This is a genomic window from Pseudomonas sp. PAMC 26793 (assembly GCF_000313235.1).
Lineage (GTDB): Bacteria > Pseudomonadota > Gammaproteobacteria > Pseudomonadales > Pseudomonadaceae > Aquipseudomonas > Aquipseudomonas yamanorum.
This window is the reverse complement of record NZ_AMXG01000036.1, coordinates 309,293-329,807: the sequence shown is the minus strand read 5'-3', so window position 1 is coordinate 329,807 and position 20,515 is coordinate 309,293. Positions and strand designations below refer to the sequence as shown.

Sequence of the window (20,515 nt, the reverse complement as noted above, 5' to 3'; positions counted from 1 at the left end):
TTTTCCTACGGTATTTCCATGACTTTCGCCACACTTGGCCTGATCGAACCCTTGCTGCGCGCCCTTGAGACGCTTGGCTACCAGACCCCGACGCCGGTGCAGGCGCAAGCCATTCCGGCGGTGCTGGCCGGTCGTGACCTGATGGCTGCGGCCCAGACCGGCACCGGCAAGACCGCCGGTTTCGCCGTGCCGCTGCTGCAACTGCTGACCATGGAAGGGCCGAAAGTCAGCGCCAACTCGGTGCGCGCGCTGATCCTGTGCCCGACCCGTGAATTGGCCGAACAGGTTCACGCCAGCGTCGCCGAGTACGCTCAACACCTGCCGCTGACCACGTACGCCGTATACGGCGGCGTGAGCATCAACCCGCAGATGATGAAGCTGCGCAAGGGTGTTGATGTGCTGGTCGCCACCCCTGGCCGCCTGATCGACCTGTTCCGCCAGAACGCGCTGAAACTCAACCAACTGCAAACCCTGGTGCTGGATGAAGCCGACCGCATGCTCGACCTGGGCTTCTCCGAAGAACTGGCGAACATCTACCGCATGCTGCCGAAAAAGCGCCAGACCTTGCTGTTCTCCGCGACCTTCTCCGACGAGATCCGCCAGTTGGCCGGGCAGATGCTGATTGATCCGCTGACCGTTGAAGTCAGCCCGCGCAACGTTGCCGCCAACACCGTCAAGCAGTGGGTGGTGCCGGTGGACAAGAAGCGCAAGGCGGAGCTGTTTGTGCACTTGATGCGCAAGGGCCGCTGGAAGCAAGTGCTGGTGTTCGCCAAGACCCGCAACGGCGTGGATGCGCTGGTGGAAAAACTCCAGGGCCTGGGCATCAATGCCGACGGGATTCACGGCGACAAGCCACAAGCCACTCGCCAGCGCGCGCTGGATCGCTTCAAGAGCAGTGACGTGCAGATCCTGGTGGCTACTGACGTGGCGGCCCGTGGCCTGGACATCGAAGACTTGCCGCTGGTGGTCAACTTTGACCTGCCGATTGTGGCTGAGGACTACATCCACCGCATCGGCCGTACTGGTCGTGCGGGCAACACCGGTGAGGCGATTTCCCTGGTGTGTGCGGATGAAGTAAACATGCTGTCGGCCATCGAGATGCTGACCCGTCAGACATTGACCCGCAAGATGGAGCAGGACTTCGAACCGGAACATCGCGTGCCGGATACCGATGCCACTGGTCAGGTGGTGAAGAAGCCGAAAAAGCCGAAGAAACCCAAGGCGTCCGGTGGTGGCAAGCGCAACCTGGGCAAGTGGGTGGAGAGTGGTGAAGTGTCGGTGGCGGAGCCGTCGATCAAGCCGGTGCGCAAGGTGCCTGCGTTTAATACTGGCCCGCGTAAGAAGAAGTAAGCCTTAAGGATCGTTCCCACGCTCTGCGTGGGAATGCATCCTGTGACGCTCGGCGTCAGCTTCAGAAGCGGACGCGGAGCGTCCAGGGCGGCGTTCCCACGCGGAGCGTGGGAACGATCAGTTCTTCAGCCATTCCAGCACGCCCTGCCCAGCCACTCGCCCGCTGGCAAAACACCCCGTCAGCAAATACCCGCCCGTCGGTGCTTCCCAATCCAGCATCTCGCCTGCGCAAAACACGCCCGGCAGTTGCTTGATCATCAAGCGTTCATCCAGCACCTCAAACGGCACGCCGCCCGCCGTACTGATGGCTTCGTCCATTGGCCGGGTTTTCACCAGCGTCATCGGCAGCGCCTTGATATCCACGGCCAATTGCGCCGGATCATTGAAATGCTCGGCCGGGGTCAATTCCCGCAGCAGCGCCGCCTTCACCCCGTCCACTCCCAACTGACTGTGCAAATGCTTGCTCATCGAGCGTGAGCCACGTGGCTTGCTCAACGCCGCAACCACCTTGTCCAGTGGCTTGCCCGGCAACAGGTCGATATGCACGGTGGTCGATCCATCCCGGTTGATCGCCTCACGAATCGGCGCCGACAACGCATAGACCAGGCTGCCTTCGATGCCCGTGGCGGTGACCACACATTCACCCAGCCGAGGTTTATCGTCCGCTAACCCGATGGCGACGTTTTTCAACGGTGCCCCGGCGAATTTGCTGACCATCAATTCGCTCCAGGCCGACACCTCGAAGCCACAGTTACTCGGTTGCAACGCCGCGTAAGGCACGCCTTTGTCTTCCAGCAATTTCAACCATGCCCCATCCGAGCCCAGTCGCGACCAGCTGCCGCCGCCCAACGCCAGCAGCACCGCATCACCGCGCACATGTTTGTCGCCCTCGGGGCTGTGGATAAGCAGGCTGCCGTCGGCATTCCAGCCCAGCCAGCGGTGACGGGTGTGGATAACTACGCCCTGGTCCCGCAGACGCTTGAGCCAGGCGCGCAGCAGCGGGGCGGCTTTCATGTCGGTAGGAAACACCCGGCCCGAACTGCCGATAAAGGTTTCAATCCCCAGCCCATGTATCCATTCGCACAACGCCTCGGCACCGAACTGACGCAACAACGGCGCCATGAACGGTGCCCGCTCGGCGTAGCGCGACAGAAACGCCGGGTAAGCTTCGGAATGGGTGATGTTCATGCCGCCCACGCCCGCCAGCAGGAACTTGCGGCCTACCGATGGCATGCCGTCGTACACGTCGACCCGGACCCCGGCCTGGCTCAACACTTCGGCGGCCATCAGCCCGGCAGGGCCGCCGCCGATGATGATGGCGTGTTGAGGTGAGGTTTGAGTCTGGGGCATGGGGATAACTGCGGTTCGGCAAAGTAGGCCGAGCATTCTACCCGAGGATGCCCGTGCTGCCTGATCAAAAAACGTACAGCGTCCTGCAGGCCAGGCAGCTTATGGCCTACAGAGGCTTTCACTCAGGTTATCCACAGGCAGTTCCACAGCGATTGTGGGTAAGGTGCATAACTCAATGACAACCTGATGACGTCCAGACCCGCTGCGCGCTGTGGTGCAGGATTCCGTGGCGACGGGCCAGGGCAGGGCGGTCTTTGCTGTAGCCGCCGCCGATCACGCCGACCACCGGAATATCGCGGCCCAGGCAGTGGCGCATCACGCTTTCATCGCGGGCGGCGACGCCTTGGTCTGTCAGCTTGAGGTAGCCGAGTGCGTCGTCCTTGTGCACATCTACGCCGGCGTCATACAGCACCAGGTCGGGCTGATAAAGCGGCAGCAGGTAGTTGAGGGCATCGTCGACCACCTTGAGGTAGTCGGCGTCGCCCATGCCCATCGGCAGCGGTATGTCCCAGTCGCTTTCGGCCTTGCGGGCGGGGAAGTTCTTTTCGCAGTGCAGGGACACTGTGATCGCGTCCGGGGTGTCGTGGAGGATGCGCGCGGTGCCGTCGCCCTGGTGCACGTCGCAATCGAAGATCAGCACCCGGTTGACCCGGCCGCTGGCCAGCAGGTAATGGCTGATCACCGCCAGGTCATTGAAGATGCAGAAACCCGCCGGGTAATCGTAGTGGGCGTGGTGGGTGCCGCCGGCCAGGTGGCAGGCCAGACCATGCTCAAGGGCCTGCTCGGCCGCCAGCAACGAGCCGCCCACCGCGCGCACGGTGCGCCGGGCCAGGGCTTCGCTCCAGGGCAGGCCGAGGCGCCGCTGGTCTTCGCGGGACAACTCGCCGCTCATGTAGCGTTCGATATACCCAGGTTCATGGGCCAGGGCCAGAATCTCGGCTGGGCAGAGTTCCGGGCGCAGCAGTTGGCTGTCCCGGGTCAGGCCGCTCTCCACCAGATGGTCACGCAACAGGCGGAATTTATCCATGGGGAAGCGGTGGTCCGCCGGGAACTCGGGGCTGTAGTCGTCGTGGTAGATCAGTGGCAAAGGCATGGCGATTTCTGACGGGAACCAGCGACGGATCTTAACAGCGCGTTACACTCACGCACATGGCAAGGGAGGGGGATCAATGGAGCCAATACTGCAATTGGAAAGCGCACGTCTGGTACTGCGCCAATGGAGCGATGCCGACTTGCCGGAGTTTGCGCGCATGTGCGCCGACCCGCAGGTGATGCGTTATTTCCCGGCCACCTTGAGCCGCCTGGAAAGCGCTGCGCTGATCGGGCGTATTCGCGGCCATTTCGCCGAGTACGGTTTTGGCCTGTGGGCATTGCAGCGTAAGGACAGCGGCGAGTTCATCGGCCTCACCGGGCTGTTGAATGTCAGCTTCGAGGCGCCGTTCACCCCGGCGGTGGAAATCGGCTGGCGCCTGGCCAAGGAACACTGGGGCCTGGGCTATGCCAGCGAGGCCGCCTGGACCGCCCTGCGCTGTGGTTTCGACCGGCTGAAGCTGGACGAGATCGTTTCGTTTACCACTGAAGCCAATCTGCCATCACAAAAAGTCATGCAAGCCATCGGTATGCATTACGATCCCCTGGCAGATTTTGAACACCCCAAGGTCGCAGCGGATGACCCGGTGCGGCATCATGTGTTGTATCGCATCACCCGCGCCCAATGGTTGGACACGCTGCACGGATAAGCAGCCCGGAATGCCCAATAGATTGTTGTAGGAGATGCTCTATGAGCCAAGTGTTGGAAGATCTGGTGGACCTGCTGACCCTGGAACCGATCGAGGAAAACCTCTTTCGCGGCCGCAGCCAGGACCTGGGCTTTCGCCAGCTGTTCGGCGGCCAAGTGCTCGGCCAGTCGCTGTCGGCGGCCAGCCAGACCGTTGAAGAGGCGCGGCATGTGCATTCGTTGCACGGTTACTTCCTGCGCCCGGGCGATGCGGCGTTGCCGGTGGTGTATTCGGTCGACCGGGTACGCGATGGCGGCAGTTTCAGCACGCGCCGGGTGACGGCGATCCAGAAGGGCAACCCGATCTTCACCTGCAGCGCTTCGTTCCAGTACGACGAAGCAGGCTTCGAGCACCAGACCACCATGCCCGTGGTGGTCGGCCCGGAAAACCTGCCCTCGGAGCTGGAACTGACCCAACAGCGCGCGCACCTGATTCCTGAGCACATGCGCGAAAAGCTGCTGTGCCCCAAGCCGATCGAAGTGCGGCCGGTGACCGAGAAAGATCCGTATAACCCGCAGCCGTCCGACCCGGTCAAGTACGTGTGGTTTCGTGCGGATGGCGCCTTGGCCGACTCGCCGGCGCTGCACAAATACCTGCTGGCGTACGCCTCGGATTTCGGCCTGTTGACCACATCGCTGCTGCCCCATGGCAAGACCGTGTGGCAGAAAGACATGCAAGTCGCCAGCCTCGACCACGCGCTGTGGTTCCACGCCGACCTGCGTGCCGATGACTGGTTGCTCTACGCCATGGACAGCCCGTGGGCCGGCAATTCCCGTGGGTTCTCCCGGGGCAGCGTGTACAACCGCGCGGGGCAGCTGGTGGCGTCGGTCACCCAGGAAGGCTTGATTCGTCATCGCAAGGATTGGGCATGAGCCTGAGTGATGTGAAGCATTGGGTGTTCGACATGGATGGCACCCTGACGGTGGCCGTGCATGACTTCGCGGCGATTCGCGTGGCCCTGGATATTCCGCCGACTGACGACATTCTTACGCACCTGGCGGCATTGCCCGCCGATGAAGCCGTGGCCAAACATGCGTGGTTGCTGGAGCACGAGCGCGAGTTGGCGTTGGGCTCGGTGGCGGCGACTGGCGCGGTGGAGTTGGTGCGGGAATTGGCCGGGCGCGGTTATCGGCTGGGCATCCTGACGCGCAATGCGCGGGAGCTGGCCCATGTGACGTTGCAGGCGATCGGCCTGGCGGACTGCTTTGCGGTTGAGGATGTGTTGGGGCGTGATGATGCGCCGCCCAAGCCTGACCCGGGTGGTTTGTTGAAGCTGGCGCGAGCGTGGGAAGTGGCGCCGCAAGAGATGGTGATGGTCGGTGATTACCGCTTTGATCTGGATTGTGGGCGGGCGGCGGGGACCAGGACGGTGTTGGTTAATTTGCCGGATAACCCGTGGCCGGAACTGGCGGATTGGCATGCCGAAGATTGTGCGGTATTGCGCCGGATGATTTAGTCCGGTCGATGAAAATCCAATGTGGGAGCGGGCTTGCTCGCGAATGCGGTGTGTCAGTCAATAAATATGCTGACTGATCCACCGCATTCGCGAGCAAGCCCGCTCCCACATTGTTGATCCGGTTTCTTCAGTGGTTATTGGAACAGTACTTTCTGCCCCTCAGGCGACGTAAACATCTTGTCCCCGTCATGCCCAACCCCCGGCACTTCCACCAGCTTGTGGCCCAACTGCGGGTGCCGTTGCTTGAGGTAGTCAAAATAGTTGTGCCCGCGAATCAAGCGATACGCGCCCTGGGTTTCAGCCCCGCAGCTCTTGTCCAGGGCCGGGTGATTCGGGTCGGTGTCTTGCTGGCCCAGCAGGTAAGTGACATTACGCGAAACGTAAGCCTGCTCGAGTTGCTCGGCACTTTGCCCCTTGGCATAGGCCGGCAGGTTTTGCATGCCGTATTTCCAGTCATTGAAATCAGGGCAACTGGAAACATCGAACTTCACCGGACGCTGCGGGCTGAAGTACGCGTAGGACGACGGGTTCGCCACCACGTAGCGCAAGCTGATGCCTTCGGTTTGCAGCAGCGGGTGATCATGCCCGGTCAGGGCAAAACGCTGCACCACCTGGCCGCCGCCGGAATGACCGGCCACCACGATTTCCTTCAGGTTCGGGAACAGCTTGCGGTTGCCCAGGTGCTTGATGATCTGGTCCAGCGCGCCGTAGGAGCTGATCTGGCCCGGGCCGGTGGACGGCTCGCCGGCCATCCAGTCGTTGCTGTTCCAGCGCAGGGTCTGGTTGTCGACCTGGTTGCGCTTGATGTCGGTCTGGTTGAGAAACTGCGGCGCAATCACCAGGGTGTTGGCGTTTTGTCCTGCGTCTTTGGCGGCCTTTTCGCCGCTGTCCAGGTAGGTCATGGCGTTGCGCAGGCGGCCATGCACGATGATCAGCGCGCGGGTGACTTGAGGCAGCGGCTGGCGCCAGTCCTGGCTCAAGCCGACGCTCAGGTCGCCGGCATCCAGGTGAAAACGATCGGGGCTGACCACCTTGACGCCATGCTCGGCGGCCCAGGTGGGGGAGGAACAGGTGATCAACAAACCTAACAGCAGACCCAGTCGTTTATTCATTTAAAGGCTCTTGGCGGTAAAGGTGTCGCATTGAGTGATCTGGCCCTGGGCGAAGCCGGTCTTGAACCAGCGAACCCGCTGTGCCGAGGTGCCGTGGGTAAACGAGTCAGGCACTACGCGGCCCTGGCCCTGTTGCTGCAAGCGGTCATCGCCGATGGCGTTGGCCGCATTCAATGCTTCTTCAATGTCGCCGGGCTCCAGCCAGTTCAGGCGCTTTTGCGCGCGGTTGGCCCACACCCCGGCGAAGCAGTCGGCTTGCAGTTCCTGGCGCACCAACAGGCCGCCGTCGCCTTGCATCTGCCGGCCTTGCTGGCGGGCTGCCTGAATCTTCGCCGAGATGCCCAGCAGCGTCTGAACGTGGTGTCCGACTTCATGGGCGATCACGTAGGCCTGGGCGAAATCCCCGGCGGCCTTGAAGCGTTGGGACATTTCCCGGAAGAAATCCAGGTCCAGGTATACCTGTTGGTCTGCCGGGCAATAGAACGGCCCGCTGGCGGACGTGGCGCCACCGCAGGCGGAGTTCACCCGACCGCGGAACAGGATCAATTTGGGGTTCTTGTAGCTCAGGCCGTTTTCCTGGAACACCTGGGCCCAGGTGTCTTCGGTGTCGCCGAGGATGGCACGTACGAAGTCGGCCTGTTCATCATTGGCCGGTGGCGCCTGGCGGGTTTGCGGGCTGACGGAGGGCGCTTGCTCGGTGAGCTGGCCGCTGAGTTGCCCAAGGATCTGCATCGGGTCCTGGCCGGTCAGCCAGCCGATGCCGACGATCAGCACGATGGCCGTCAGGCTCAGGCCCTTGCCGCCGCCAAAACGCATGCCACCGCCACCACCACCGCCACTGTCATCGCGGGCGTCCACTACGTTGTCGCTGCGTCGGCCTTTTTTCCATAGCATGTGGCAATCCTCTTGATGGTTCTGCAGCTCAGTGTTGTTGGTGTGTGGGGTTGGCGCCAGTCCGGCTGTCTGACGATGCTAAACGCTGTGTCGGCCGGCCTGTATGAAGCTTGTGTCAGTCGCGGCAATACCCTTCGCCGGTGTCGACGATCAGGCAGTCCTTCTTGTCGGCCAGCCATTTCAGGCCAGTGGCTTCGCCGTCGCCGGCGCTCAGGATCTGCGGACCGTCCGGGCGTTCAAAGGTGATGCCGTCTTCGGATGCCTGGCCCTTGAAGGTGCCGGAATCATCGTCATCCAGGCCGTATTTCATGGTCAGTACATAGTGGCCACGGCCGATGCTGTCATCCTTGGCGATGGTCAGGTTCAGGCCTTCGACGCCAATCCACTTGCCGACCCATTTGTCGGTGGGCAGCACTTCCGGTACCAGCGTCGCTTGGACGGAGGGCGGAGCCGGCGCCTTGGCGGTCTCGGCTTGCTTATCGCAGGCGCTGAGCAGCGCCAGGGTCGAAAGAATCAACAGGGTTTTTTTCATGGTACGAAGGCCTTGGTTAAAAAACGCGCAGTGGGCGGGGCGGCGTGAAGCGTTGGACTGGAAAACCGCAATTTAGTGCGCTGTTCGAACAGTGTTTGGTTATGCTCTTGAGCGAGGCGCTTTACCCGTTCTAGATTATGCCGCGGTATGCGGCGGTCATTTCAGCCTGCCACTCAAGAGAATGCAATGACCCTCAGCACCCCACTTTCCGGCGTCAACCACCCGCTCAAAGGCATTTTGCTGATTGTGGTGGCCACTTTTCTGTTTTCCAGCCACGACGCGCTGTCCAAATACCTGGCCGGGTTCTACCCGATCGTGATGGTGGTGTGGGCCCGTTACCTGGTGCACACGCTGTTGATGGCCGGGATTTTCCTGCCGCAATCAGGGCTGCGGGTGCTGCGCAGTAAACGACCGTTGCTGCAGGTGGCACGGGCCTTGTGCCTGCTGGGCACCAGTCTGTTCTTCACCGCGGCGCTGCACTTTATCCCGTTGGCCGAGGCCACGGCGGTCAACTTTCTTGCGCCGATCCTGGTCACCGCCTTGTCGGTGCCGCTGCTGGGGGAGCACGTGACCCGTGGCCAATGGCTGGCGGTGATTTGCGGGTTCATCGGGGTGTTGATCATTGTGCACCCCGGCGGTGAGCTGTTCACCCCGGCGGTGTTGTTGCCGCTGACGTCCGCGCTGTTCTTTTGTTTCTACCAACTGCTCACCCGCATCCTCAGCAAGTACGACACGCCCACCACCAGCAACTTCTTCGCCGGGCTGTGCAACACCTTGGTGATGAGTGCGCTGGTGCCGTTCTTCTGGCAGGTGCCGAGCCTGTGGCATGGGGTGTTGATGCTGGCGCTGGGCAGTTGCGGGATGACCGCGCACTTGATGCTGACCCAGGCCTTCCGCTTCGCGGCGCCGGCCTTGCTGGCGCCGTTCGGCTATTGCCAGATCGTGTTTGCGGGGTTGTTGGGCTGGCTGGTGTTCAATCACACCCCGGACCTGACCACGGTGGTCGGGATCGGGGTGATTTGCCTGAGCGGGTTGGCCGCTGCCTGGCAGCAGCGGCGCAGGTAGGAAATTCAGACCTCGACGGTCGGAATCTTGCGCGGCGCCATGAAGTACATCCAGATCAGCGCGATGAAGTACATCGCCGGAATCAGGGTGAACAGCACGGTGTAGTTGTTGTTGGTCACGGTCAGGATATGGCCGACGATCTGGGTCATGAACATCCCGCCGATGGCCGCGCACATGCCGCCAAAACCAAACACCGTACTCATCATGTGTTTGGGCGTGTAGTCCATCACCAGGCTCCAGATGTTGGCCGTCCAGGCCTGGTGCGCGCCGATGGCCAGGGAGATGGCAAACACCGCGACCCACAATTGGCTGGAGCCGGCGGCCATGATCACCCCTACGATGCAGCAGGCGAACAGCAGCATCGACAACAGCCGCGCCTTGATCGGATTCATCCCACGGCCGATCAGGAACGAAGACAGAATCCCGCCGCCAATGCTGCCGAAATCCGCCGTCAGGTAAATGATGATCAGCGGGATGCCCATCTGGGTCACGTTGATGCCCAGGTTGTATTGCTGATTCAGGAACGGCGGCAGCCAGTAGAGGTAGAACCAGAACACCGGTGCGGTCATCGAGTAGGCGAGGGCGAAGGCCCAGGTGCCGCGCATCCGCAGGATTCGGCTGAAAGGCACGCGGGGTTGTTCCGGTTCGACTTCCTGTTGAACGTAGTCCAGTTCCGATTGCTTCACGCTCGGATGGTCTTCCGGGTTGTAGTACTTCAGGCCCCAGAACAGCAGCCAGATCGCGCCCAGTGCCGACATGCACAGGAAGGCGGCCTGCCAGCCCCATACGTGGAGGATCAGCGGCAGCAGCATCGGCGTCATCATCGCGCCGACGTTGGTGCCGGCATTGAAGATCCCGGTGGCCACTGCCCGCTCGCCAGCGGGGAACCACAGGCGGGTGGTCTTGACGCAGGCCGGGTAGTTGGCAGCTTCGGTCAGCCCGAGAATGAACCGGCAGACCATAAAGCCCACCGCCGAGGTGGCCAGGCCGTGGGCGCCGGTGGCCAGGCTCCACAGCAGCACCGCGCAGAAGAACACGCGCTTGACGCCGACCCGGTCGATCAGCCGGCCTTGCAGCACAAAGCCGATGGCGTAACCCACCTGGAACCAGAAGTTGATGTTGGCGTAGTCCATCGCCGTCCAGCTCATTTCCTTGGCCAGGATCGGTTGCATCACGCCGAGGGCGGCGCGGTCGATGTAGTTCAGGGTGGTGGCGAAAAACACCAGGGCCAGCATGCCCCAGCGGGTTTTACCGACAGCCATGGCGCCACGGATTTTGTCGCCGATGCCGCTATGGGGATTGCTGTGGCGCACGGCCACGGCGGGATTTTGCGAAGGCATGAGGAAGTACCCGTTTTTTTGAAATTTTTATGGTGTGTTCAGGGTCTTGGTTAACCGAGGCCACTCAACTGGAGCGGGACTCAATGTGTTGTCGATGGTGCGCAGAGGCTAAAAAATCGTCAATTCGCTGATTGCCATTCTGTTCGATAATCGCCCATAAAACTAACCGGTTCGTACATTTCAATTGCTGTGATGAACCTGGCGGCCAATAATTTGCCGTAAATAAGACCTGCTTCATCTGCCGGGAGTCGCCCCATGCAACGCTCTATCGCCACCGTTTCCTTGAGCGGAACCTTGCCGGAAAAACTCGAAGCCATCGCGGCTGCCGGGTTTGATGGCGTGGAAATCTTCGAAAACGATCTGCTGTATTACGACGGTAGCCCGCGTGAAGTCAGGCAAATGTGCGCCGACCTCGGCATTGCCATCACCTTGTTCCAGCCGTTCCGGGATTTTGAAGGCTGCCGCCGCGATCGCCTGGCCCGCAACCTGGAGCGGGCCGAGCGCAAGTTCGACTTGATGCAGGAGTTGGGCACCGATCTGGTGCTGGTGTGCAGTAACGCGTCAGCCGATTCCGTTGGCGATGAAAGCATTCTACTGGATGACCTGAGCCTGCTGGCCGAACACGCTGGCCGCCGTGGCCTGCGCATTGGCTATGAAGCGTTGGCCTGGGGCCGACACGTCAACACCTGGCAACAGGTGTGGAACCTGGTGCGCAAGATCGATCATCCGAGCCTGGGCGTGTTGCTCGACAGCTTCCACACCCTGTCCCTCAAGGGCGACCCGAGCGCCATTGCCGAGATTCCCGGCGACAAGATTTTCTTTGTGCAGATGGCTGACGCGCCGATCCTGGCCATGGATGTACTGGAGTGGAGCCGGCATTTCCGCTGCTTCCCGGGCCAGGGCGAGTTCGACCTGGCGGGCTTTCTCGCCCCCATCATCAAGAGCGGCTACACCGGGCCGTTGTCGTTGGAAATCTTCAACGACGGCTTCCGCGCCGCGCCGACCCGGGCCAACGCCGCCGACGGCCTGCGCTCGCTGCTGTACCTCGAAGAGAAGACCCGCCAGCGGTTGGCGGAGGAAGCCAAACCTGTCCCCGAGATTCTGTTTGAAACCCCGCCCGCCAGCGAATACGACGGTATCGAGTTCCTGGAGTTCGCCGTGGATGAAAACCTCGGTGCCAAGCTCACTTCATGGCTGGAGCGCCTGGGCTTCGTCAAGGCCGGGCAGCATCGCTCCAAGAGCGTCAGCCTGCTGCGCCAGGGCGATATCAACCTGATCCTCAACTGCGAACCCTATTCCTTCGCCCACAACTTCTTCGAGGCCCACGGCCCGTCGTTGTGCGCCACGGCGATACGCGTAAAGGACAGCGCCAAAGCCCTGGAGCGTGCGGTGGCCTACAAGGGCCAGCCGTATCGCGGGCTGGTCGGCCCCAACGAGCTGGAGCTGGCGGCCGTTCGTGCACCGGATGGCAGCCTGATCTACCTCGTCGATCAGAACGAAGGCGGCCTCTACGACACCGACTTCAACCTGCAACCCGCAAGCGCTGCCAGCGGCGGCCTGCTGCGTATCGACCACATGGCCATGGCCTTGCCCGCCGACAGCCTCGACAGCTGGGTGCTGTTCTACAAAAGCCTGCTGGATTTCGAAGCCGACGATGAAGTGGTGCTGCCCGACCCCTACGGCCTGGTGAAAAGCCGGGCATTGCGCAGCCGTTGCAGCTCGATTCGCCTGCCGCTGAATATTTCCGAGAACCGCAACACCGCGATTTCCCACGCCCTGTCGAGCTATCGCGGCTCGGGCGTGCACCACATTGCCTTCGACTGCGCGGACATTTTCGCCGAGGTCAGCCGGGCCAAGGACGCCGGGGTGCCGCTGCTGGATATTCCGCTGAACTACTACGACGATCTGGCGGCGCGGTTTGATTTCGACGACGAGTTCCTCAGCCAGCTGGCGTACTACAACGTGCTGTACGACCGCGATGCCCAGGGCGGTGAGCTGTTTCACGTCTACACCGAGCCGTTCGAAGGGCGGTTTTTCTTCGAGATCATCCAGCGCAAGAACGGTTACACCGGTTACGGTGCGGCCAACGTGGCGGTGCGCCTGGCGGCCATGGCCAAGTCCCGCAGCGGAGCGGCGCGCCAGGCCAGGTTGTAAGGTGCTGGCGCTTCCTTCGGCGTGCGGTGCGGCCCATAATCACTGCCTGCACCTAAGGCCGTGAGCGCACCATGACCCTGACTTCCGAGCTTCCCGCCGCGGCCACTGCGCCGCGCAAGAGCCGCAAGAACAACCCGGAAAAGACCCGCGAGAACATTCTCCAGGAAGCCATCGTCGAATTTGTTCAGCAGGGCCTGTCCGGCGCCCGGGTGGACGCGATCGCGGAGCGTATCCAGACCTCCAAGCGCATGATCTATTACTACTTCGGCAGCAAGGAGCAGCTCTACGTCGAGGTGCTGGAGAAGCTCTACGGCGACATTCGCAACACCGAGACCCGGATGAACCTGACGGCCCTGGAGCCCCGGGAAGCGATTCGCCGGCTGGTGGAATTCACCTTTGATCACCACGATCAGAACGTGGATTTTGTGCGGATCGTGAGCATCGAGAACATTCACAACGCCGAGTACGTAAAGCAGTCGACGTCGATCAAGGCGATGAACAGCAACATCCTCCAAGCCCTCGGCACTACGTTGCGCCGGGGGGCGGAGATGGGGCTGTTCCGCGAAGGGCTGGAGCCGCTGGACGTGCACCTGCTGATCAACTCGTTCAGTTTTTACCGGGTGTCCAACCGCCACACCTTCAGCGAGATCTTTCAGATCGAGTTGTCGGATGAGGCGGTCAAGCAGCGGCATCGGGCGATGATCTGCGAGTCGGTGTTGCGCTACCTGCAGGCCTGAGTTCAACACTGAGCAAATGTGGGAGCGGCGGTGCGACGATTCGACTTGCTCGCGAAGGCGAAGTGTCAGTCGCCGGATGTTTGGCTGATCCACCGCCTTCGCGAGCAAGTCGAATCGTCGCACCGCCGCTCCCACATTTTTGATCCCGTTTCTGCAGTTAGATGTTCATGCTCTGGAAGTGCGCGAGCATTCTCTCGGCATCCGCCACTTCGCCACTGAACAACTCAAACGCCTTCACCGCCTGAAACACCGCCATGTTGCCGCCATCCAGGGTGCGGCAACCCAAGGCGCGGGCGTTGCGCAGCAGTTCGGTTTCCAGTGGGAAGTACACGATCTCCGCTACCCACAAGTCGGCGCGCAAGGTGTCCAGCGGTACGGGCATACCCGGCAGCTTGGCCATACCCATCGGCGTGGTGTTCACCAGGCCGTCGGCTTCGGCCATGGCGCTTTTCAGGTCATTGCCGGCCTGGGCCCGACCGGCACCGAAATGCTGGTTGAGGTTATCCGCCAGGCTGCGGGCGCGCTCGGCGTCCACGTCAAAAATGCTCAAGCGTTCCACGCCTTCGCCCAGCAGCGCATGGGCCACTGCCGCGCCGGCACCGCCCGCGCCCATCTGCACCACGAACTTGCGAGCCACGTCACTCAAGCCCCGGCGAAAGCCTTCGGCAAAGCCCAGGCAGTCGGTGTTGTGGCCGATGCGTTTACCGTCGCAAAGCACCACGGTATTCACCGCGCCGATGCCCCGCGCTTCGGGCGACAGTTCGTCCAGCAGCGGCAGGATCGCCTGCTTGCACGGGTAGGTGATGTTCAGACCGGTGAAGTTCATCTGCTCGGCGGCCATCAACAGGTCGGGCAGGGCGCGGGTATCCGTCTGCAACTGGTCGAGGTCGATCAGGCGATACAGGTAACGCAGGCCCTGTGCATCGCCTTCGCGCTCGTGCAAGGCCGGCGTACGGGAAGCCTGGATGCCGGCGCCTATCAGGCCGGCGAGAATTCGACGTTTCGACACCGGGCTCATCCCTTCAAGGTCTTGCTGAAATGTTCGAGGGCCAGGTGATAACCATGGCTGCCAAAACCGGCCAGCACCGCCTTGGCAATCGGTGACACAAAGGAGTGATGACGGAAGGCTTCCCGGGCATGCACGTTGGACAAATGCACTTCGATCACCGGCACTTCACTGGCCACCAGCGCGTCGCGGATCGCCACCGAGGTATGGGTCCAGGCTGCCGGGTTGATCACGATGCCGGCGCAACGGGCGCGGGCGCCGTGGATCCAGTCCAGCAATTCGCCTTCGTGGTTGGTCTGGCGGAATTCGACTTTCAGTCCGAGCTGTTCGGCGCTGCGGCCACACAGGGCGGCGACGTCGGCCAGGGTTTCATGGCCATAAGTGGCCGGCTCGCGGGTGCCGAGCAGGTTGAGATTGGGGCCGTTGAGCACCAGCACGATGGGCGGCATACAGGGTTCTCCACTGTTGTTTTTATGTATGCCGATAAAATGTACTGAATGGTTAATTTGGTCAATCACCCGGGTGGGAACCGTTCGATTACCGAACGCAGAATGAAAACCACCGTTGTGCAGATCAGAGTTGATATCAATTGAAAATAATTCTCGACAACGCTTAAGATGCCCGCCTGTTTCCTTTACATTCCAGGGAGTCGGTTTGTCGGACGTGGATCTCAAAGGCCTGTTTCTCAAGCACGCCGATACCCTGCGCGGGTATCTCGCGCGCAAGGTACGGGACCCGCAGTTGGCCGCAGACCTGGTGCAGGAGAGTTTCCTGCGCCTGGCACAAAAGCCGGTCGGCGAGCGTATCGACAACTCCCAGGGCTATCTCTACCGCACGGCCAGCAATCTGCTGATCGACCATATTCGCCAGGAGGCACGGCGCAAGACCGACTCCGTGCCCCACGAGGCGCTGGCCGAGATTGAAGACGAAATGGCCGGGTTGGAGGCTCAGGCAATGGCGCAGCAACAGCGGCAGGCATTGAAGCAGGCACTGGCGGAATTGCCGGAGCGTACCCGACAGATTTTTTGCCTCAACCGCATTGAGGGCATGACCCATGCTCAGGTTGCACGGCACCTGGATATTTCCGACAGCTCAGTGCAAAAGCACCTGGCCAAGGCGCTGGCGTATGTCATGCAGCGTTTGCAGGAAGGCGAGGCGGGGCCACCCGACGAATGAATTACCGACAAACCTGGGGTCAAACGTCACAGCGTTACATAACGAAAAATTCGAGATTCATACGTGAATAGCCCAGGTTCCCAACAGCACAGCATTACCGAGGCGGCTGCCGATTGGGCGGTGCGCCTGCACGCCGGTGCCCTGACCGATCAGGAACAAGCCGAGCTGCGCCAGTGGATAGCCAGGGACAGCCGCCATGAAGCGGCGCTGCGTTTTGCCGAGCAGACGTGGGCGGCGCTGGGCGAGGTGCATCGCGATGAGACGGTGCATCGCCAGCGGCCGCCCGCCACTGCGGCGCCGGTGCGCGGCTCTCGTCGCCGCAGGCCGTGGCGCATGGCGGCGAGTGTTGCGCTGTTGCTGGTGGTGGCCGGCGTCGGCTGGGTGCGCGGGCCTGAGTCGCTGCTGCGGATGCAGGCCGATTACCTCACCCAAAAAGGCGAGGTGCGCACCGTGCACCTGGCGGACGGCAGCAGCGTGCAGCTGGATTCTGCGAGTGCGATCAAGTTGGATTATGACGGTGTGCAGCGGCGCATCAGCCTGATCAAAGGCTCGGCGATCTTTGATGTGGCGCCCATGGTCGGTGAGGAAAAAAGGCCGTTCGTGGTGCAGAGCGCCAGCGGGCAAACCCGCGCCCTGGGCACGCGGTTTGTGGTTGAGCGTGAGGACGACCGGCAGGCCTGGGTCGGGGTGTTGCAACACAGTGTGGCCGTCACGCTGCAAGCGGAGCCGCAGAAAGAAACCGTGCTCAAGGAAGGCCAGGCTGCGCGCTACAGCCCCGAGAACGGCGTGGTCGCCCTCGACGAGCTCGACCTGGAGCGCGCCACCAGTTGGCGTCGCGGTGTGTTGATCTTCGACCGGTTGCCGCTGGCCAAGGTCATCGAGCAGCTCAACCGCTACCGGCCGGGCAAGGTGGTGCTGACCAATGCCGACCTCGGCACCCGTGAAGTCAGCGGCGTGTTCCGCCTCGATATGCTCGACACGGCCCTCGGCACCCTGACCGAAGAATTACAGGTGCAGCGCTTTGATCTGGCGGGGCTGAGCCTGATCTATTGATGGGGTCGCCGGGCCCCATTTACGCCCTTCGAAAAAACTTTCAAAAAAACCTTACTGAGTTCCGACGCCTGACACGTCCTGTTAAGTGAGAAGTATTCGCATAAACAAGAATGGTCAGCGAAGGGATAACGTCGATGTCTGTAATCACCAAGGGGCGCAACACCGGTAGCCGGTTGGCCCTTGCCATCCACCTGGGGCTGTTCGCCTCCGCCTGCCAGGTGCAGGCCGCCGAGGCGCCGGCCGGTGCATCGCAGCCCTCTACCTTGATGTTCGACATCGCCGCGCAACCCTTGGGCAGTGCCGTGCTGCGCTTCGCCGACCAGGCCGGCTTGCAGGTGCTGTTCGACAGCCAGCGCCTACAAGGGTTGAGCAGCACCGCGCTCAAGGGCAGCTTCAGTGTGCACGAAGGCCTGGGCCGTTTGCTCGGTGCCGCCCCGGTGGAATACCGCTTTACCGGCGCCCGCCAGGTCACCCTGACCCGTGTTGAACAGCCGGGCAACGCTGCGCTGGCATTGGCGACGACCACGATCACTGGCCAGCACAAGAATGACTGGGTGTACTCATCGCCGCGCTCGGTCAGTGTGGTGGGGCGTGAACAGTTGGATCGCAACCCGCTGCGCCATGCCGCCGAGATGCTGGAAGAGGCGCCCGGGGTCTACTCGGCCGTCAGTCAGCAAGACCCAGGCCTGTCGGTGAATATCCGCGGAATCCAGGACTATGGCCGGGTCAACATGTCGGTCGACGGCATGCGCCAGAATTATCAGCAGAGCGGTCACCAGCAACGTAACGGCACGCTGTATGTCGACCCGGAGTTGTTGTCCGAGGTGGTGATCGAAAAGGGCGTGACCTCCACCATGGGCGGTGCGGGAGTGATTGGCGGAGTTGCCAACTTTCGTACCGTGGAGGCGGCTGACCTGCTCAAGGACGGCAAGCAAATCGGCGGGCGCATTCGTGTCACCACGGGCCTCGGCGGGCTCAGCAACGGTACGCACTTTATCGGCAGTTCGGCGTTTGCCGTCGGCACCGATGTGTGGGACATGCTGGTGGCGGCCAGTGAGCGGCATCTGGGGGATTACGACCCCGGCACCCAGGGCAGCATCGGCGACCTGCGTACCGGCACGGCGTTCATACCGGCCAGTCAGGATCGCATCAAGAATACCCAGGTCGCCTATTCGGGCTCGGTGATGCGTTCGCGTCTGCTCAAGCTCGGTCTCAACTTGCCGGCTGATCAACGTTTGCAACTGAGCTACCTGTTGACCGAAGTCGACTACGACGACGTCAACATGATGACCGCCGAAAAACCTCAATTATGGGAAAAACTCGGCAGCAGCAACGTCAAGGCACAGAACCTCGCGCTGGACTACAGCTACACGCCGGACAATCCGCTGATCGACTTCAAGGCCAAGCTCTACGCCGTCGACACCCGCAATGACCAGTCCACGCTGGCCCGCGGCCGCACACCCGGCTATGACGTGACCTATCAAACCGACACCTATGGTGTTCAGGCGCAGAACACCTCGACCTTTGCCTTGAGCGAGCTGTCCGTGCTCAAGGCTAACTATGGGCTGGAGTTTTTCTACGACAAGGTCCGGCCGGACTCCAATCAACCGGTGGAGGCTGGCTCTGCGGTTGACGCTTCCGCGCTGGAAAGCATCACCCCCAAAGGTGACCGGGCGATGGGCAGCCTGTTCGGTCGCCTGGATTACGACTACGACGACTGGCTGAATCTGAATGCCGGGCTGCGTTACGACCGCTATCGGTTGCGGGGCGAAACCGGGTTGAACACCCGCACCTTCATCATCGGCACTACCCGCCAGATCGGCGTGCCCGTGGCCTATGACGTTGACCGGGAGGAGGGGCATTTCTCGCCGACCTTCGGCCTGTCGGTCAAGCCGGGTGTCGACTGGCTGCAGCTGTTCGCCACGTACGGCAAGGGCTGGCGCCCTCCGGCGGTCACCGAAACCCTGGTCAGCGGCCGGCCCCATGGCGGTGGCTCGGAATCGATCCTGCCAAACCCTTACTTGAAGCCTGAGAAGTCCACGGCGTGGGAGGCGGGATTCAACGTGCTTAAGGAAGACCTGCTGTTCGCAGACGACCGTGTGGGCGTGAAAGTGTCCTACTTCAACACCCGCGTCGATGACTTCTCCTATATGGCCTTGGGGGTGCAGCCACCCGGTTATGGCATCGCCAACATTGGCAATGCGGCGTATGTGAACAACCTGGAGACCACCCGTTTTCGCGGTCTCGAGTACCAACTGGATTACGACGCCGGGTTTGCCTACGGCCAGGTCAACTACACCCGCATGCTCGGCAGCAACAAGTTCTGCAGCAACACCGCCTGGCTCGGCGGCGTGACCAAGATCCAGAGCCGGCCAGGTAACCGTAGGCCGGTGGACGCCATGGTGCCGGACGACGTGGCCAATGCCGCCGTGGGTTGCAACGCCATCCTCGGTTCCTCCGAGCACATGCCGATGGACCGTGGCACCGCGACACTGGGCGCGCGTTTCTTCGAGCGCAAGCTGGATGTGGGTGTCCGCGCCCGCTACAGCGCCGGTTACTACGTAAAAGGCGGCGTCGGCGTGACCACCTCGCAAACCGGCGTTTACCCCGCTGACTGGAAGCCCTACACCGTCTACGACCTTTACAGCAGCTACCGCGCTACTGATCAGTTGACGCTGCGCCTGGCCATGGAAAACGTCACCGACCGCGCGTACCTGGTGCCGCTGGGCGACGTGCTGGCCTTCACCCTCGGCCGCGGGCGCACCCTGCAGGGCGCCGTCGAATATCAGTTCTGACCGATTTTGCCCAGTGACGGGCAAAGCCACAGCAGGCACTGGCTTGCTGCGGAGTTACCACCCCATGACTTGGAGTTTTGCATGAGCATTTCTATTTCATACAGCACGGCCTATGCCGCTAATACCGTTGCCGAGTACCTGAGCGACTGGTCGGCTTACTTTGGCGACCTGAACCACCGTGAAGGCTCGGTCAAAGAGGGTTCGAACACTGGTGGTTTCAATCCTGGGCCGTTCGACGGTACCCAATATGGCGTGTCCAGCACGGTCAGCAATGCGGCGGTGGTCGCTGACGGCGACCTGCACTACACCCTGTTCAACCCGCCGTCGCACACGTTGTGGGGTTCGCTCGACGCCCTCAACCTGGGCACTGTCCTGACGGGCGGCGCTGCCGGCGGTAGCTACAGCCTCGCCAACCAGGAAGTCAGCTTTACCAACCTGGGCCTTGAGAGCCTGCAGTCCGAAGGCCGTGCGGGCCAGGTGCACCAGATCGTCTACGGCCTGATGAGCGGCGACAGTTCGGCACTCGCCTCGGCGATCGATTCCCTGCTCAAGGACATCGACCCAAGCCTGTCGGTCAACTCCATCTTCGACCAACTGGCCGCAGCGGGTGTGGCTCATGCGGATTCGACGTCGTTCGCGGCGGCCGACGTGGCCCTGGTAGGCGTGCAGGACGTGCCTCAGGACTTCGCCCTGGCCGCCTGACGCCTTGGCTGCATG

Annotated in this window: 19 protein-coding genes; 11 read left to right on the top strand and 8 right to left on the bottom strand. The window is 61.9% G+C overall.

What is annotated here, in order from left to right; genetic code table 11:
• Window positions 1-18: 18 nt before the first annotated feature.
• Entirely contained in the window at window positions 19-1,350 is a 1,332-nt protein-coding gene (locus D109_RS0116610; RefSeq protein WP_017477873.1) for a DEAD/DEAH box helicase, read from the top strand.
• Window positions 1,351-1,467: 117 nt separating this feature from the next.
• Here the strand turns inward: D109_RS0116610 and D109_RS0116605 are convergent, their stop codons facing one another.
• Both D109_RS0116605 and D109_RS0116600 read right to left on the bottom strand, forming a co-directional pair.
• On the bottom strand, window positions 1,468-2,700 hold the full coding sequence (locus D109_RS0116605; RefSeq protein ID WP_017477872.1) for a TIGR03862 family flavoprotein: 1,233 nt from the start codon (window positions 2,698-2,700) through the stop codon (window positions 1,468-1,470).
• 172 nt (window positions 2,701-2,872) lie between these two features.
• Window positions 2,873-3,793, bottom strand: coding sequence for a histone deacetylase (locus D109_RS0116600; RefSeq protein ID WP_017477871.1), 921 nt, complete (start codon window positions 3,791-3,793; stop codon window positions 2,873-2,875).
• A 76-nt stretch (window positions 3,794-3,869) separates the two neighbouring features.
• Between D109_RS0116600 and D109_RS0116595 the strand changes: the two genes are divergently transcribed.
• Genes D109_RS0116595 through D109_RS0116585 form a run of 3 tightly spaced genes read left to right on the top strand, consistent with a single transcriptional unit; the run spans window position 3,870 to window position 5,934 of the window.
• Window positions 3,870-4,439 carry a GNAT family N-acetyltransferase gene (locus D109_RS0116595; RefSeq protein WP_017477870.1) on the top strand — a complete coding sequence of 190 codons (570 nt, stop codon included), beginning with the start codon at window positions 3,870-3,872 and terminating at the stop codon, window positions 4,437-4,439.
• Between the two features lie 41 nt (window positions 4,440-4,480).
• Window positions 4,481-5,350, top strand: coding sequence for an acyl-CoA thioesterase II (gene tesB, locus D109_RS0116590; RefSeq protein WP_017477869.1), 870 nt, complete (start codon window positions 4,481-4,483; stop codon window positions 5,348-5,350).
• On the top strand, window positions 5,347-5,934 hold the full coding sequence (locus D109_RS0116585) for an HAD family hydrolase (protein ID WP_017477868.1): 588 nt from the start codon (window positions 5,347-5,349) through the stop codon (window positions 5,932-5,934). The genes tesB and D109_RS0116585 overlap by 4 nt, the downstream gene beginning before the upstream one ends.
• A 134-nt stretch (window positions 5,935-6,068) precedes the next feature.
• Here D109_RS0116585 and D109_RS0116580 read toward each other — a convergent pair whose 3' ends face one another.
• From D109_RS0116580 to D109_RS0116570, 3 genes are all read right to left on the bottom strand, one after another.
• Window positions 6,069-7,046: a hypothetical protein gene (locus tag D109_RS0116580; RefSeq protein WP_017477867.1), complete on the bottom strand. Its 978-nt coding sequence runs from the start codon at window positions 7,044-7,046 to the stop codon at window positions 6,069-6,071.
• Complete coding sequence (locus tag D109_RS0116575; protein WP_017477866.1) at window positions 7,047-7,940, bottom strand: neutral zinc metallopeptidase; 894 nt, start codon at window positions 7,938-7,940, stop codon at window positions 7,047-7,049.
• A gap of 115 nt (window positions 7,941-8,055) precedes the next feature.
• Window positions 8,056-8,472 carry a hypothetical protein gene (locus D109_RS0116570; protein ID WP_017477865.1) on the bottom strand — a complete coding sequence of 139 codons (417 nt, stop codon included), beginning with the start codon at window positions 8,470-8,472 and terminating at the stop codon, window positions 8,056-8,058.
• A 186-nt stretch (window positions 8,473-8,658) separates the two neighbouring features.
• On the opposite strand from D109_RS0116570, the gene D109_RS0116565 reads away from it, so the two are divergent.
• Window positions 8,659-9,537 carry a DMT family transporter gene (locus tag D109_RS0116565; protein WP_017477864.1) on the top strand — a complete coding sequence of 293 codons (879 nt, stop codon included), beginning with the start codon at window positions 8,659-8,661 and terminating at the stop codon, window positions 9,535-9,537.
• Between the two features lie 5 nt (window positions 9,538-9,542).
• On the opposite strand, the gene D109_RS0116560 is transcribed toward D109_RS0116565, so the two are convergent.
• Entirely contained in the window at window positions 9,543-10,877 is a 1,335-nt protein-coding gene (locus D109_RS0116560; protein WP_017477863.1) for an MFS transporter, read from the bottom strand.
• A 255-nt stretch (window positions 10,878-11,132) separates the two neighbouring features.
• On the opposite strand from D109_RS0116560, the gene quiC reads away from it, so the two are divergent.
• Window positions 11,133-13,031: a 3-dehydroshikimate dehydratase QuiC gene (gene quiC / locus D109_RS0116555; RefSeq protein ID WP_017477862.1), complete on the top strand. Its 1,899-nt coding sequence runs from the start codon at window positions 11,133-11,135 to the stop codon at window positions 13,029-13,031.
• 71 nt (window positions 13,032-13,102) lie between these two features.
• Window positions 13,103-13,768, top strand: a complete 666-nt coding sequence (locus D109_RS0116550) for a TetR/AcrR family transcriptional regulator (protein WP_017477861.1) — start codon at window positions 13,103-13,105, stop codon at window positions 13,766-13,768.
• 157 nt (window positions 13,769-13,925) lie between these two features.
• On the opposite strand, the gene D109_RS0116545 is transcribed toward D109_RS0116550, so the two are convergent.
• Complete coding sequence (locus D109_RS0116545) at window positions 13,926-14,786, bottom strand: shikimate dehydrogenase (protein ID WP_017477860.1); 861 nt, start codon at window positions 14,784-14,786, stop codon at window positions 13,926-13,928.
• A complete protein-coding gene (aroQ, locus tag D109_RS0116540) occupies window positions 14,783-15,223 on the bottom strand; it encodes a type II 3-dehydroquinate dehydratase (protein ID WP_017477859.1) in 441 nt (146 codons plus the stop codon). The genes D109_RS0116545 and aroQ overlap by 4 nt, the downstream gene beginning before the upstream one ends.
• 205 nt (window positions 15,224-15,428) lie before the next feature.
• Between aroQ and D109_RS0116535 the strand changes: the two genes are divergently transcribed.
• The 4 genes from D109_RS0116535 to D109_RS0116520 all read left to right on the top strand — a co-directional run bounded on the left by D109_RS0116535 (window position 15,429) and on the right by D109_RS0116520 (window position 20,500).
• A complete protein-coding gene (locus tag D109_RS0116535) occupies window positions 15,429-15,950 on the top strand; it encodes an RNA polymerase sigma factor (RefSeq protein WP_017477858.1) in 522 nt (173 codons plus the stop codon).
• A 63-nt stretch (window positions 15,951-16,013) separates the two neighbouring features.
• On the top strand, window positions 16,014-17,003 hold the full coding sequence (locus D109_RS0116530; protein ID WP_017477857.1) for a FecR family protein: 990 nt from the start codon (window positions 16,014-16,016) through the stop codon (window positions 17,001-17,003).
• 134 nt (window positions 17,004-17,137) lie between these two features.
• On the top strand, window positions 17,138-19,798 hold the full coding sequence (locus D109_RS0116525; RefSeq protein ID WP_017477856.1) for a TonB-dependent receptor: 2,661 nt from the start codon (window positions 17,138-17,140) through the stop codon (window positions 19,796-19,798).
• A gap of 81 nt (window positions 19,799-19,879) precedes the next feature.
• A complete protein-coding gene (locus D109_RS0116520; protein WP_017477855.1) occupies window positions 19,880-20,500 on the top strand; it encodes a heme acquisition protein HasA in 621 nt (206 codons plus the stop codon).
• Window positions 20,501-20,515: the final 15 nt, after the last annotated feature.